Annotated in this window: 10 protein-coding genes; all 10 read right to left on the bottom strand. The window is 63.5% G+C overall.

All coding sequences use genetic code 11. The features are described from left to right. Positions 1-52 precede the first annotated feature (52 nt). Positions 53-1,342, bottom strand: a complete 1,290-nt coding sequence (locus DEVEQU_RS10430; protein ID WP_126150506.1) for a branched-chain amino acid ABC transporter permease — start codon at positions 1,340-1,342, stop codon at positions 53-55. Next, entirely contained in the window at positions 1,339-2,343 is a 1,005-nt protein-coding gene (locus DEVEQU_RS10425; protein ID WP_126150505.1) for a branched-chain amino acid ABC transporter permease, read from the bottom strand. Before DEVEQU_RS10425 ends, DEVEQU_RS10430 begins: the two co-directional genes overlap by 4 nt. Before the next feature lie 3 nt (positions 2,344-2,346). Further along, positions 2,347-3,051, bottom strand: a complete 705-nt coding sequence (locus DEVEQU_RS10420) for an ABC transporter ATP-binding protein (protein ID WP_126150504.1) — start codon at positions 3,049-3,051, stop codon at positions 2,347-2,349. Beyond that, positions 3,051-3,821 carry an ABC transporter ATP-binding protein gene (locus DEVEQU_RS10415; RefSeq protein WP_223214176.1) on the bottom strand — a complete coding sequence of 257 codons (771 nt, stop codon included), beginning with the start codon at positions 3,819-3,821 and terminating at the stop codon, positions 3,051-3,053. The genes DEVEQU_RS10420 and DEVEQU_RS10415 overlap by 1 nt, the downstream gene beginning before the upstream one ends. A 116-nt stretch (positions 3,822-3,937) precedes the next feature. Continuing rightward, positions 3,938-4,300, bottom strand: a complete 363-nt coding sequence (locus DEVEQU_RS10410; RefSeq protein WP_126150502.1) for a methylglyoxal synthase — start codon at positions 4,298-4,300, stop codon at positions 3,938-3,940. 44 nt (positions 4,301-4,344) lie between these two features. Beyond that, the gene (locus DEVEQU_RS10405) at positions 4,345-5,877 is read right to left on the bottom strand and encodes a methyl-accepting chemotaxis protein (RefSeq protein ID WP_223214175.1); all 1,533 of its coding nucleotides are present in this window, start codon (positions 5,875-5,877) and stop codon (positions 4,345-4,347) included. Between the two features lie 110 nt (positions 5,878-5,987). Next, positions 5,988-7,541, bottom strand: a complete 1,554-nt coding sequence (locus tag DEVEQU_RS10400) for a globin-coupled sensor protein (RefSeq protein WP_126150500.1) — start codon at positions 7,539-7,541, stop codon at positions 5,988-5,990. A gap of 137 nt (positions 7,542-7,678) precedes the next feature. After that, entirely contained in the window at positions 7,679-9,412 is a 1,734-nt protein-coding gene (locus tag DEVEQU_RS10395; RefSeq protein WP_126150499.1) for a methyl-accepting chemotaxis protein, read from the bottom strand. A gap of 246 nt (positions 9,413-9,658) precedes the next feature. Continuing rightward, a complete protein-coding gene (locus DEVEQU_RS10390; RefSeq protein WP_126150498.1) occupies positions 9,659-12,088 on the bottom strand; it encodes a methyl-accepting chemotaxis protein in 2,430 nt (809 codons plus the stop codon). Between the two features lie 286 nt (positions 12,089-12,374). Beyond that, positions 12,375-14,396, bottom strand: coding sequence for a methyl-accepting chemotaxis protein (locus DEVEQU_RS10385; protein WP_126150497.1), 2,022 nt, complete (start codon positions 14,394-14,396; stop codon positions 12,375-12,377). Positions 14,397-14,505: the final 109 nt, after the last annotated feature.

The raw sequence follows: 14,505 nt of genomic DNA, 5'->3' as shown, positions 1-14,505 counted from the left end.
GTAAATGGCCCAAATCAGACATGGTTGCAAGTCAAATGTCCAAATTTGGACTTTAATTGTCGCGCTTGACCACTTCCGGGATCAATCCCTTCGGCGCGAAGCGCAGGGCGATGGTAATGACCAGGCCCAGCACAAAAACCCGCATTTGCGCCGAGCGGGCCTCGATATCGGGAATGGCCCCCCAGCCGGCATGGCTGGACCAGGTGCTGACAAAATCGAAGATCGCCTTGGACAGCGGTTCGGAAATGACCCAGATCAGCCAGATCAACACCGCCCCGAAGATCGCACCCCAATTATTACCAGCGCCGCCCACGATCACCATCACCCAGATGAGGAATGTGTGGTTGATCGGCTGGTAGCTGGAGGGATCGAAAATCTGCACGAAACTGACCAGCATGGCGCCGCCAATGCCCATCAGCACGGAGCCGAAGACGAAAATCTCGAGCTGGCGGGCCGTAACATTCTTGCCCATCGAGGAGGCGGCAATGTGGTTGTCGCGGATGGCGCGCATCATCCGGCCCCAGGGCCCGGCATAGGCGCGCGAAATCAGCCAGACGACAATCGCCAGCACCAATACAGCCAAGGCCAGATAGCCGGCGCGAGCCGCGATCAGCGCCGTGGCGGTGTCCAGGCCCTGCGCCTGGTAGGCTTGTGGCAGGGGCGTCGGCCATGGAATGGGCGAGACGGTGAGCGTACCGCGGGTCAGCCAGTCCATGTTCTTGATCAGCGCGCGCAGGATCTCGGAAATACCGATCGTGGCAATGGCCAGATAATCGGTGCGCAGGCCAAGGCAGATCTTGCCGATGACATAGGCGATGCCGGCAGCCAGAACCCCACCGAACACCCAGCCCAAGAGCGGATGGGCACCCAGCCCCCCGACCCAGCCGCCACCGGCGGCGCTTTCGATATAGGCCGCGGCCGGATCGAGCTGGCTGCGATAGAGCACATAGGCCAGGAACCAGGCGAGTACGGTGAGCGCCGTCTTCCATTTGCCGGTGATACCGACGCGATGGCTCTGCCGCGCGGCGAGCACGATCAACGCGCCCACAAAGAAGGCCAGCAGCGCCCGCCCCAGCATGGCGGGACCTTCCGAGCCCCAGAACACTGCATTGACCGGATAGGATATGAAGGTGACGGCAGCGCCGCCCACCATCAGGAAGCCCATAATGCCGAAATTGAACAGGCCGCCATAACCCCACTGGATATTGAGGCCGAGGGCGATGAGCGCATAGGCGGCCGCTTCGACGAGGCGCGACGAGGTAAAGGGCGCGCCCATGACCCAGCCGATCACCAGGATGAGTACGAACAGGCCGCCAAACAGCGAGAGGGAACGAGCGATCATGACGAGGCTCCCTTGAAGATACCCGTCGGTCGGACCAGAAGGGTGATGACCAGGATGACGAAAGCCACGGTGAGCTTATATTCCGTCGGCACCAGCGCCAGGGTTGGGGGCAGTTGCATCCAGTCGGGCAGGATGGCGTTGAGCGGGCGCAGAACCATGGTCCAGTTGAAGACAGCCAGCGTCTCGGCAAAGCCGATGAGCAGCCCCCCGGCAATGGCGCCATAGGACTGGCCCAGCCCACCGACGATGGCGGCGGCAAAGATCGGGATGATGATGTTGAAGGCCAAGTCCGGCTTCAGCGTCACATCGAGCGCCAGCAGCGTACCGGCCAGGCACCCCAACGCTCCGGCAATGATCCAGGTGACCCGCACCACCAGAGCCGTGTTGATGCCCGACACCTGCGCCAGATCGGCATTGTCGGCCATGGCGCGCATCGCCTTGCCCAGCCGCGTGCGGGTGAGGAAGAAGTGCAGCGCCAAAACCGCGATCAGCGTCAGCACGATCATCAGCACCTGCGGCTCGGTGATCACCAGCGGCCGGGTCGAGCCGAGCATGTTGAGGTCGATGCGGAACACATCCTTGGGCTCGTTCTCGAAAAAGGAGTAGGAGCCGGCGCCGAAGAACAGGCGGATAAGGCCCTGGATCATCAGCGTCACGCCGATCGAGGCGATCAGCAGCGTCACCGGCTTGGCGCCACGTTTGCGCAGCGGTGCATAAAAGCCCTTGTCGATCCCCAGCGCCAGGATCGCCGACAACACCATAGCGATGGGCAGGACGACGAAGCCGGTAGGGATCGGCGTGACAATGCCCCAGGCAGCAAAGGCGCCGGCCAACAGAAAGGCAAAGAAAGCGCCCGAGGTCATCAGCTCGGAATGGGCAAAGTGCGCAAAGCGCAGAATGCCGAAGATCAGCGTGATGCCGACCGCCCCCAGCGCATAGATGCAGCCCAGGACCAGACCGGAGATCACCACCTGGTTGATGAAGAAAATCAGCTCGGTCATGGCTCAGCCCCCCAGGAAAGACTTGGCGACCTCGGGGTCGGCAATCAGTTCCGGCCCGGTGCCGGTGAAACGGTTCTGGCCCTGGGCCAGCACAAATCCCTTGGACGCAAAGGCCAGCGCCTGGCGGGCATTCTGCTCGACCATGAGAATGCCGACGCCTTCCTGGTTGACGCGCACGATGGTCTCGAAGATTTCGATGACATAGCGCGGGCTGAGGCCGGCAGAGGGTTCATCGAGCATGAGCAGGCTCGGCCGGCTCATCAGCGCGCGGCCCATGGCCACCATCTGCCGCTGACCGCCCGAGAGTTCCCCCGCGGGCTGGCGGCGCTTTTCCGCCAGCACCGGGAACATTTCATAGACCCACTGCATGGTCTCGGAGAAATCGTCGGTGCGGGTGAATGCACCCATTTCCAGGTTTTCCTCGACGCTCATCGAGGTGAAGACATTCTTCTCCTGCGGCACGAAGGAAAGCCCCTTGGGCACCAGCCTGTCGGGCAGGGAATTGGCGATGTTCTCGCCACCAAATTCGATGGTCCCGCCGGTGACCTTGAGCAGGCCGAAAATAGCCTTGAGCGTGGTCGACTTGCCGGCACCATTGGGGCCAACGATGACGCCGATATCGCTCTTGTCGATGGCCATGTTGACGCCATTGAGGATGGGCGCGCCGCCATAGCCGCCCACGACGTGTTTCAATTCGATCAGGGGCATCAAGCAGCCTCCACCGGCGTGCCGAAATAGGCTTCGACGATGGCCGGATTGGCCCGAATGTCGGCCATTGGGCCCTCGGCAATCTTTTCGCCCTGCGCCATGACGATCACGGGATCGCACAACCGCCCGATCAGGTCCATATCGTGCTCGATGACGAAGAAGGTGTAGCCCAGCTCGCGGTTCATCCGCTCGATATTGGCGGCCAGATCGTTGAGCAGCGTCTTGTTGACGCCCGCCGCCACCTCGTCGAGCAGCACCACCTTGGCATCGACCATCATGGTGCGACCGAGTTCGAGCAGCTTCTTCTGGCCACCAGAGAGATTGCCGGCCAGCTCGTTGCGCACATGGCCGAGCTTGAGAAAATCGATGACGTCGAGCGCCTTCTTGCGCACCTCGGTCTCGCGGCTGCGCACCAGGCGCGGCCGGAACCAGGTATCGATGAGATGCTCACCCGGCTGGTCGCCTGGAACCATCATCAGGTTTTCCAGCGCCGTCATCTGGCTGAATTCATGCGCGATCTGGAACGTGCGCAGCATGCCGATGCCGAACAGCTGATGCGGCTTCATCCCCGTCACATCCGTGCCGTCGAAGATCACCTGCCCGTCGTCGGGCACGATATTGCCGGCGACGATGTTGAACAGGCTCGACTTGCCCGCACCATTGGGCCCGATCAGGCCGGTGACGGAGCCGCGTCGGACCGCAAGGGAGCAATTATTGACGGCCACCAGGCCGCCAAAGCGTTTTGTGACGTTGCGAACGTCAATAACCAAGTCGGAGGTCACTAAAACCGTCCCGGATTCCTGAGTGCCATGCCGCCCGGTTTAATCCGGGCAATTTTGTGGCATCTGCTCATAAGAGCACGGAGCGGTCAACAGTAACCGGCCGGTTAGACAGCCGCCAGAACCGCGTCCGCAGTCGATTTATTGTTGGCAAGCGGGACATCGTAGAGTGTTGCCAGCCGCGTCAGCGCCTTCACATCCACGTCATGAGGCTGGGCGGAGAGCGGATCGATGAAAAAGATCAGCACATCCAGCCGTCCCTCGCAGATCATGGCGCCCAATTGCTGGTCGCCGCCCAGCGGGCCACTCTTGAGCAGGGTAACCTCGAGGCCCGTGGCCGCCATGATCCGGCTGCCGGTGGTGCCGGTACCCCACAGCTCGTGCAAGGCGAGCTTGTCGCGGTGATGCTCGGCCCAGCGGCAGAGATCGTCTTTCTTGTCGTCATGGGCAACAAGGCCGATACGAACCATTTTTAGCTCTCCTGAAACGCTCAAGACCAGTAGCCCCGACGCGCTCAAGACGCCAGCCGGCGCATGGGGCGATAGGCCTCCGCGCCGATGCGGAACACGTCGATGATGCGGTCGAGATCGCTGGCCTGGGCTTCGGTCTGCTCGATGGCGGCATTCGTCTCTTCCACCAGCGCCGCATTATGCTGGGTCATCTCATCCATGGTGCGCACCGCCACCGTCACCTCGTCCAGCGCGGTGGACTGGCTGCGATTGGCCTGGGCGATGGTGTCGATCAGTTCCGCGCTTTCCTGAGTGCCGGCCAGAATGTCGAGCAGCACTTCGGCGGCCTGCGACACCTTGTGGCTGCCACCGCGCACTTCGGCAGCACTGGTATCGATCAGCGCCTTGACCTCGGCCGAAGCATTGGCGGCACTCTGGGCCAGGCGGCGCACTTCCACCGCGACAACGGCAAAACCCTTGCCGGCCTCCCCGGCGCGCGCCGCTTCCACCGAGGCGTTGAGCGCCAGCAGATTGGTCTGGAAGGCGATATCGTCGATCAGACCGATAATGTTGGAAATCTTGGCCGATGAGGTCTCGATGGCGGTCATGGCGTCATTGGCTTGCCTCATCACCTCGCCGCCTTGGGTGGCACTCTGAGCCACCACCTTGGCCTTTTCGCTGGCGGTAAGGGCGCGACGTGCATTTTCCATGACGACGGAGGACAATTGCTCGATCGCCGCCGAGGTCTGTTCGATGGTCGCGGCCTGCCGTGTCGTGCGCTCGGAGAGATCGTTGGCTCCAGCCAGGATTTCCCCGGTCGCGGTCTTGAGCGACCGCGACGTCTGCTGCAGCCGGCCCACGATATCGGCCAGCCGCTCGGCCACCGCATTGGTGTCGGCCTTGATCTGGTCGAACTCGGCATCGAGCTCGGCGGTCACCCGGCTGGTGAGATCGCCGGCGGCGACGTCGCGCAGCACCGACCCGGTGGCGCTAACCGCCTTGCGGATCTTGTCGCGCGCCCCCTCTTCGAGCGCCCGCGCGTCCTCGGTGAGCTTGCCGAAATAGGCGGAGACGCCGATATCGATGTCGAGCATCATCGCCTTAAGCACCACCACCAGCGTCTCCGCCATGGCGTCGGCATCGGCGAGCACCGCTTCGGGATCGCGCGGCACGGCGCGGCCGAACAAGCCTTTCTGCGGGGTCAGGGCCTCGGCCATCAGGTCATGCACCAGGCCCTTGACCAGGGTTTCCATGATGAGGCTATAGCCCCCGATATGCCAGCGCGGCTCGAGCCCGATCTGGGCGTGCCGCAGGCCAATGCGGGTGCTGGACTGGAAATAGTCGTCGTCGAACTGACCGCCGGCAATGGCCTGCCAATGGCCGATCTGCTTGCCCTGGGCGCGGTTCATCTGCGCCTTGCCGTCGAAGAAGCGCGCCACCTCGGGCACGGCGGCGAGCAGGCCATAGAAGCGATCGAGCGCCGGCTCCAGATGCGCCTCTACCCGGGCCTGCGACTGGGCCAGCCTTGCCCGCGCCTCCATGTCGAGCCCGACGAAATCCAGGCGTGTTTGCAGGTTGGGTTGGGCCGGAAAAGACATACCGAGAAGCCGATCGCAGTGAGTTTGACGCTGGCCATGGGGCATGGCGCCCCAAGGCCTGGTCCTGTGCTATCGGCTTAGGGTTAAGCGTTTGTCTACGTCCGACCCCGCTACCCAGCGCGCACCAGCCGCATCCCCTGCCCCGCCCGCCGCGCAGCCGAGGCCGAGCCATCGACCCGGAACACCTCGACAATGCCGTCCAGCGACACGGCCTGGGCCTCTGTCTGTTCGATGGAGGCATTCATCTCCTCGACCAGCGCCGCATTGTGCTGGGTCATCTCGTCCATCTGGCGCACTGCCACGGCAACCTCGCCCAGCGCCGCGGACTGGCTCTTATTGGCCTGGGCGATGGTATCGATCAGGGTCGCGCTCTCTTCGGCGCCTGAGAGGATGTCGAGCAGCATTTCGGCGGCGCGTGCCACCAATTGGCTGCCGGTCTTGACCTCGGCGGCGCTGGCCTCGATCAACTGTTTGACCTCGGCCGAGGCATTGGCAGCGCTTTGCGCCAGGCGCCGCACTTCCACCGCCACCACCGCAAAACCCTTGCCGGCATCGCCGGCGCGCGCCGCTTCCACCGAGGCATTGAGCGCCAGAAGGTTGGTCTGGAAGGCAATGTCGTCGATCAGACCGATGATATTGGAGATCTTGCCCGAGGAGGTTTCGATGGCGCCCATGGCGCCATTGGCCTGCTCCATCACCGCGCCGCCATCGGTGGCACTGCGCGCAAGGGACTGCGCCTTGCCGCTGGCCATCGAGGCCCGGCTGGCATTTTCGACCACCGCCGCGCTCAATTGCTCGACCGCTGCCGAGGTCTCCTCGATGGTCGCCGCCTGGCGCGTGGTGCGCTCGGCCAGGTCATTGGCCCCGGCAAGGATTTCTCCGGTCGCGGTGCGCAGCGAGCGGGAGGTCTGCTGCAGCTGGCCGACAATGCCGGCCATTTTCTCGGCCACCGCATTGGTATCGACCTTGATCTGTTCGAATTCGGCATCGAGCTCGGCCGTTACCCGCCCGGTGAGATCGCCCTGCGCCATGTCCTTGAGCACGGCGCCAGTGGCCGCCACCGCCTGCTGGATACGGCCCCGGGCGGCATCATCGGCGTCGCGCGCATCGCCGGTGAGCTTTTCGAAATAGGCGGAAACACCGATATCGATATCGAGCAGCATGGATTTGAGCACTGCCACCAAGATCTCGGACATGGCCTCGACCTCGGGCTGCACCTCGGCCTTGCTGCGTGCCACCGGCCGGCCGAAGCGGCGCTCTCTTGGCTCGAGCGCGGCATCCATCACGTCCCGCAACAGGCCCTTGACCAGGGTTTCCATGATCACGCCATAGCCGCCGATATGCCAGCGCGGTTCAAGCCCGATCTGGGCGTGGCGCAGACCGACCTTGGTGCTGGCCTGCATATAGGCGTCGTCGAACTGTCCGGTGGCAATGGCCCGCCAATGCCCCACCTGCTTGGACTTGGCGCGGTCCATCTGGGGGCGGCCGTCGAAGAACTGCTTGACCGCCGGGACCGTAGCGATCTTGCTGTAGAACCGGTCGAGCGCCGGTTCAAGATGGGCATCGATGGTGCCCTGCACGCTGGCGAGCCTGGCCCGCGCCGCCTCGTCGAGGCCGATAAAATCAAGTCTGGATTGCAGAATGTCTTGCGCGTGCGTGGCCATGATGTGCCGCCTCTCTCGCTGCCTTCGGTGTCAGTCTTTCCAATCGAGACTCCCAAATCCGGACTTGGTCAGATGAAAGAAATAACACCACGTTATGGTAAATTTCTCATAAATCCCCCGATTATCGGGGCGTCCGGCTACCCTGCCGCGCGCAAAATCTTGACCCCGGATGACACCTTTGCTTTCACCGCCATGGAGTCAGCGGAGTTGGGGTCGAGCTTGAACACATCGACGATGCGATCGAGCTCGCTGGCCTGGGCTTCGGTCTGCTCGATCGCGGCATTGGTCTGTTCCACCAGCGCCGCATTGTGCTGGGTCATCTCGTCCATCTGCCGGACCGCGACCGAAACTTCCTCCAAAGCGCCGGACTGGGCGGCATTGGCCCTGGCAATCTCGTCGATCAGCCCGGCACTTTCCTCGGCACCGATCAGGATATCGCCGAGCCGCTCGGCGGCCCGACCGACCAGTTGCGCCCCGGTGCGCACTTCGCCGGCGCTGGTCTCGATCAGCGCCTTGACCTCCGAGGACGCGCCGGCGGCGCTTTGTGCCAGCCGCCGCACCTCCACCGCCACCACGGCAAACCCCTTGCCGGCATCACCGGCGCGCGCAGCTTCTACCGAAGCGTTGAGGGCCAGCAGATTGGTCTGGAAGGCAATGTCGTCGATCAGTCCGATAATGTTGGAAATCTTGGCAGACGAGGCCTCGATGGCCTGCATGGCCTGGGTTGCCGAGCCCATGACCGTGCCGCCTTCCGTGGCATTGGTCGCGAGCAGCCGCGCCCGCTCGCTGGCCGAGATGGCGCGCTTGGCATTGTCCGCGACCGCAACACTCACCTGTTCCACCGCCGCCGAGGTTTCCTCGATGGTCGCCGCCTGGCGGGTGGTGCGCTCGGACAGGTCGTTGGCCCCGGCCAGGATTTCCCCGGTCGCCGTGCGCAGCGCGCGCGAGGCCTGACGGAGATCGACCACGATCCCCTCCAACTGCCCCAGCGAGCGATTGAAGGCCTGGCGCAATTGCTCGTATTGCCCGGTAAAGGCGGTGTCGATACGCCCACCCAAATCGCCCTTGGCCATGCGGGCCAGACTATCGGTCAAGGCGGCGATGATACCTTCGGCGCGTTTGCGCTCGCTGATATCGGTCGCGTATTTGATGACCTTTATCGGCCGGCCCGATGCATCGAAAATCGGATTGTAGCTGGCCTGGATCCACACTTCCCGACCGCCCTTGCCGAAGCGATGAAACTCGGCGGCGACGAATTCGCCCGCGCGCAATTGCGCCCAGAAGCGCTTGTAGTCGTCCGAGCGCACATAGGCCGGGTCGCAGAACATGGAATGGTGCTGTCCCACCACCTCCTCGCGGCCATAACCCACCGTGGTGAGGAAATTGTCATTGGCGTCGATCACCGTGCCATCGAGATTGAAGGCGATCACCGCCTGCACCCGGGATATGGCCGATATCTGGGCGGCGTGGTCGGCCGCACGTTCGGACTGTTCGGTGACGTCGGTGGCGAACTTGATGACCTTGACCGGCCGGCCGGCACTGTCGAGCACCGGATTGTAGCTGGCCTGGATCCAGACCTCGCGCCCGCCCTTGGCCAGCCGCTTGAACACGCCCGAATAGAACTTGCCCTTGGCCAGATCGCCCCAGAACGTCTTGTATTCGGTGCTCTGCACCACCTCGGGTGGGCAGAACATGGAGTGATGCTGTCCCGCCACCGCCACGAGCTCATAACCCATGGCACGGAGGAAGTTGTCGTTTGCCGTAATGATGGTGCCGTCGAGTTCGAACTCGATAACGGCCTGGCTGCGCATGATGGCGGCCACCTTGGCCGCATCGTCACGCTGTTTTCCGCCCCAGGAAATGCCGCGCATGATACCGTCCCGCAATTTTGCCGCATCCAAGAGGAGGACACAGGCTCACAAGCAAGGCTGCGCGCGAATAGTTAATGAAAAACAATACGAGAAGTAATATTATGAACATAGATTGTTATATGTGGGTAAATATACGTAATCTGATAGTTTTGGCAGGTTTTGCTCCATACAAGAAAAACAAAAACCCCGGCACAAACTGTGTTTGCACCGGGGGTCAAAGCTATTGCCCGCTTGGCGTCTAAGCCGTCAGAACTCGCTCCAGTCGGCCGAGATCGCGGCATTGCCCTGGCTGAGATAGGCATTGGCGGCCTGCCTGGTCTTGGCGCTGGCCGAGACGGCCCGTGGCCGTGCCGGCGCTTCCGTCATCCGCGGCGGCTCGGCCATGGGCGCGGGCGCCGCATTGGCGTCGGTGCGGAACACGGCGACGATCCGGTCGAGTTCGCTGGCCTGCGCCTCGGTCTGCTCGATAGCGGCATTGGTTTGCTCCACCAGCGCCGCATTGTGCTGGGTCATCTCGTCCATCTGCCGCACCGCGACCGAGACTTCCTCAATGGCCGAGGCCTGCTCGCGACTGTCGCGGGCAATGCCGTCCATCAAGGCTGAATTGGCCTTGGCCGCATCGAGCATGGCCTCCAGTTTGGCGGCGGCCTCGGCCACGAGGCGCGTGCCGGCCCCCACTTCGCCAGACGAGGTCTCGATCAGGGCCTTCACGTCCGAGGAGGCACTGGCGGCGCTCTGCGCCAGGCGCCGCACCTCCACGGCCACCACGGCAAAGCCCTTGCCGGCGTCACCCGCCCGCGCCGCCTCGACCGAGGCATTGAGCGCCAAGAGATTGGTCTGGAAGGCGATATCGTCGATCAGGCCAATGATGTTGGAGATCTTAGAAGACGAGGCCGTGATCCGCTCCATGGCCTCGGTGGCCTGGGCCATCACCGCTCCACCCTCTTCGGCAGTATGGCTGACGGTCTGGGCGTTGACATTGGCGTCCCGTGCCCGATCGGCATTCTGCAGCACCGTCGAGGCCAGCTGCTCCATGGCCGCCGAGGTCTGCTCGATGGTGGCGGCCTGCTTGGTGGTGCGCTCGGACAGGTCATTGGCACCGGAGAGAATTTCCCCGGTTGCGGTCTTGAGCGCCCGCGAGGTCTCCTTGAGCCCGCCCACCACCTGGCTCAGCGTCTCGGCCACCGTATTGGTGTGATGCTTGAGCTCGGCAAAGGCACCGCGATAGTCGCCCAGCATGCGCTTGGTCAGGTCGGTCTCGGCCAGGGCCCCGAGCACGGTGCCGGTTTCGGCAATCCCCTGGTCGACGGTTTCAACGAGGCTGTTGACGCTGCCGGCAAGGCTATTGAGCTCGGCATCGGGGAAGCTGGCATGCACGCGCTTGGAGAAATCCCCGGCAATGGCGGCATCGACCACCTCGCCGAACGCCGCCTGCAGCTCGGTCATCATCTCCTGGCGCGCCCGCTGATCGGAAATGATACGCGCCGCTTCGGCCTCGGTCATCTGGCTGATGCGCAGGCCATTTTCGCGGAACACCTCGACCGCGCGGGCCATGTCGCCGATCTCGTTGCGGGTCGCCTGATAGGGCACCTCGATATCGTAGCGACCCTTGGCCAGCTCATTCATCAGCCCGGTCATGCGGCGGATGGGCTTGGCAATCATGCCCGAGCCGAGCCAGACCAGCGCCAGGATGACGGCCAGCAACACGCCGGCAGCAACCAGCGCCATGTTGCGCATGGCATCGACCCCGGCATAGACCGTTGCCGTTGGCACGGTCATGATCATGGTCCATTGGTCCGCAGTATCGGCAAAATGCACCGGAGCCGTTACCGCGAACTGGCTGACCCCGTTCTCGTCCGGAAAGGTCATGCCGCGTTCCATCAGCTCGGTATTGAGCAGGGCCGCGGCAATATCGGGCTCCAGCGCCTGGCCGGCCAGGCTTGGGTCGGAATTGACCACCCAGCTATTGTTGTTGCTGACCAGCATGACGCTGCCGACGCCGAACGGCTTGAGCGCGGAAATGACGTCGGAAATGGCGTCCAGCGTCAGGTCGGAAGTAAGAATGCCGACGGGCTTGCCACCCTTGTGCACGACGACACTGACGGTGGAGAGCAGCGTGTCCTTCCCGTTCACCGGATAGGAGTAGGGCGGCGTGACCACGGTGCGATCTTCGCGCATGGGCAGGTCGTACCAGCTCTCGGTGCCGTTTTCAGGCCCCATCTGCAGCAGCTCGACTGCGATCTTGCCGTTCGAGCTGGTAAAATAGGGAACAAAGCGGCCGGTCGCGTCGGAATAGGGATGGCCGATATAGTTGGCGTCCTGCCCATCGAGAGCGTTGGAATTAAAGGCCAGGGTCATGCCGATAACCGAAGGCTGCGCCACGATGGCGCCCGAGACCAGCCGGCCCAGCATGTCACGATCGACCGGGGCCGTGGCGATGACGCCCTCGATGGAAGCGGTGAGGCTGCGGGTGGCGGAGATGATCTTGCCCATCTCCCCTTCGGCCAGGTTGGAATATTGACCCAGAAGGGTGCGCGCCCGCTCTTCGGCCTCGCTGCCGGCCGTCTGGTACATCAGAGCCAGGCCGCCGGCGATGATGCCGCCCATGGCCAGGAGGAACATCAGGCCTGCGCCCAGCACCAGCTTCATCCGGATGGACAGATCGCTGAACTTCATTTTACTGCCTCATAACTGGCTACCCTTCTGGGTGCCCTATGGTCACTGTCGCCACGAACGGCGGACCGCTTCCATCGAAGCGGCACGGCCGGACGGTCCTGCTGAGGAAGGCGACGCCGTTCTCAGTCTCACCCAGGTCAAACCGGGTGCATCGTCTTCTGCGTCCGTGATCACGTCATCACGCGCCGCGTTAAGGCGCGGTAAAGCACGATGCTATTCGTGATAAAAACTGCGAAGGGGGCACTTGCGCCCCCTTGTTTCCCTACAGCCGAGTTGAAATCGAGCCCTAGAACTCGCTCCAATCGGCAGAGATCGCCGCATTGCCCTGGCTGAGATAGGTCGCTGCGGCGCGGCGGGCCGGGGCCGGTGTCGCATTGGCTCGCTGCGTCGGCGCAGGCGCCGCACGCTGTGCCGGCTTGGCCGCCTCGCTGGTGTCGAGCCGGAAGATATCGACGATCCGATCCAGCTCATTGGCCTGGCTTTCGGTCTGCTCGATGGCGGCATTGGTCTGTTCCACCAGCGCCGCATTATGCTGGGTCATCTCGTCCATCTGCCGCACGGCCACGGTGACTTCCTCGATGGCCGAGGCCTGCTCATTGCTGTCGCGGGCAATGCCTTCCATCAAGCTGGTATTGCTGCGCGCCGCCTGGAGCATCTTTTCGAGCTTGCCGGCGGCCTCGGCCACCAGCTTGGTGCCTGCATTGACCTCGTCGGCTGACTGGCGGATCAGCGCCTTGACGTCGGATGAGGCTTCCGCCGCGCTCTGCGCCAGGCGCCGCACTTCGACGGCGACCACGGCAAAGCCCTTGCCGGCTTCGCCGGCCCGCGCCGCTTCCACCGAGGCGTTGAGCGCCAGCAAATTGGTCTGGAAGGCAATATCGTCGATCATGCCGATAATGTCGGAGACCTTGGAGGAGGACGCGGTGATGCGTTCCATGGCCTGATTGGCCTCGCCCATCACCCGGCCGCCATCCTCTGCGGTCGCTGTCACCTCGGTGGCCATGACACTGGCTTCGCGCGCCCGCTTGGCGTTTTCGACCACGGTCGAGGCCAATTGCTCCATGGCAGCCGAGGTCTCCTCGATGGTCGCGGCCTGCCGCGTCGTACGCTCCGACAGATCATTGGCGCCGGACAGGATTTCGCCGGTGGCCACCTTGACGGCGCGCGAGGTCGAGCGCAGCCGCGTCACCACATCGGCCAGCGTCTCGGCCACCACGTTCATATTGGTCTTGAGATCGAGGAAGGCACCGCGATGCTCGCCCACCATGCGCTGGGTGAGATCGGTGCGCGCCAGCGCGGCCAGCACACTGCCGGCCTCCACCAGCCCGGTATCGACGCTGTCGATGAGGCTGTTGAAGTTTTCGGCAATGCGGACCAGGTCCTGGTCGACAAAATCGGTGGTGATGCGACGGCTGAAATCGCCTTCGAGCGCTGCGGCCACCGCCTCGTCGAACTGGGTCTGGAACACATCCATCATCCGCGCCCGCTCGGCAGCGGCGATGGCGCGGGATTTTTCTTCCTGGCTCAGCGCCGCGACGGTGCGGGCATTGTCCTGGAACACCTGCAGCGTGCGGGCCATGGCGCCCATCTCGTCCTTGCTGTCGAGATAGTCGATCTCGGTCTCGAGTTCGCCTTGCGCCAGCGCCTCCATGGAACGGGTCAGCCGGCTGACCGGGCGGGAGAGGTGTACGGTACCGACATAGCCGGCCACGGCGATGCCGGCGCCCAGGCCAAGCACAATAGTGCCCACCAGCAGCATGATCATGTTCTGCTGGAAGCTGCCCATCTCGGCCTTGACCCCGTGGAACAGCTCGAGATCACGCTCGACCACCGCATCGATCTCGCCCTGATAGGCACGGCGATTGGCGCGGTTTTCTTCGTTATTGCCCTGCGCATTGGCCTCGGCCGGCGCGACATCGCGGCCCAGCCTTGCGGTTTCGGTGCGGAAGGCGCGGAACTCGGCGGAGCGGGCGACCACGGCATTGAAGGCCTCCATGCCGCCCTCATCGACCAGCGGCTGCCATTCGGCCAGCAGCGCATCGATGCGGTCGAGATAGGTCATGATACCTTCGGCGAAAGGCGCAGCCTTTTCGGTGTTGGGCGCGGCATAGATGCCCCGGGACTCCATCACCACCGCCGTCACATAGCGGTTGAGCCGTTCCCCGAGATAGGCCCGATCGGCCAGGTTCTCGAGGCGGCTGGTCTGCTTGTTGTATTCCATCACCATATAGCCAGCCATGCCGCCAATGATGATCGAGGCCAGACCCATCAGCCCCACAACGGCAAAAACTTTGGCGCGAATATTCATGTTACCCTTCACTCCGGCCGGGACCCACCAGACATGTCGGTCATGTCCTCGGCGAACAGCACCCTGTCCGACGAAGTCTGCCGGGGCCGGCAGGCTGACGTATCACTGT

This window comes from Devosia equisanguinis, from assembly GCF_900631955.1.
GTDB classification, from domain to species: Bacteria; Pseudomonadota; Alphaproteobacteria; order Rhizobiales; family Devosiaceae; genus Devosia; species Devosia equisanguinis.
This window is presented reverse-complemented; position numbering and strand designations above follow the sequence as displayed.

Bases quoted from the DNA above. Each gene is read 5' to 3' on its own strand.
- DEVEQU_RS10400 (WP_126150500.1), bottom strand. From the start codon at position 7,541: ATGGCCACGCACGCGCAAGACATTCTGCAATCCAGACTTGATTTTATC.
- DEVEQU_RS10430 (WP_126150506.1), bottom strand. From the start codon at position 1,342: ATGATCGCTCGTTCCCTCTCGCTGTTTGGCGGCCTGTTCGTACTCATC.
- DEVEQU_RS10395 (WP_126150499.1), bottom strand. From the start codon at position 9,412: ATGCGCGGCATTTCCTGGGGCGGAAAACAGCGTGACGATGCGGCCAAG.
- DEVEQU_RS10385 (WP_126150497.1), bottom strand. From the start codon at position 14,396: ATGAATATTCGCGCCAAAGTTTTTGCCGTTGTGGGGCTGATGGGTCTG.
- DEVEQU_RS10410 (WP_126150502.1), bottom strand. From the start codon at position 4,300: ATGGTTCGTATCGGCCTTGTTGCCCATGACGACAAGAAAGACGATCTC.
- DEVEQU_RS10420 (WP_126150504.1), bottom strand. From the start codon at position 3,051: ATGCCCCTGATCGAATTGAAACACGTCGTGGGCGGCTATGGCGGCGCG.
- DEVEQU_RS10405 (WP_223214175.1), bottom strand. From the start codon at position 5,877: ATGTCTTTTCCGGCCCAACCCAACCTGCAAACACGCCTGGATTTCGTC.
- DEVEQU_RS10390 (WP_126150498.1), bottom strand. From the start codon at position 12,088: ATGAAGTTCAGCGATCTGTCCATCCGGATGAAGCTGGTGCTGGGCGCA.
- DEVEQU_RS10425 (WP_126150505.1), bottom strand. From the start codon at position 2,343: ATGACCGAGCTGATTTTCTTCATCAACCAGGTGGTGATCTCCGGTCTG.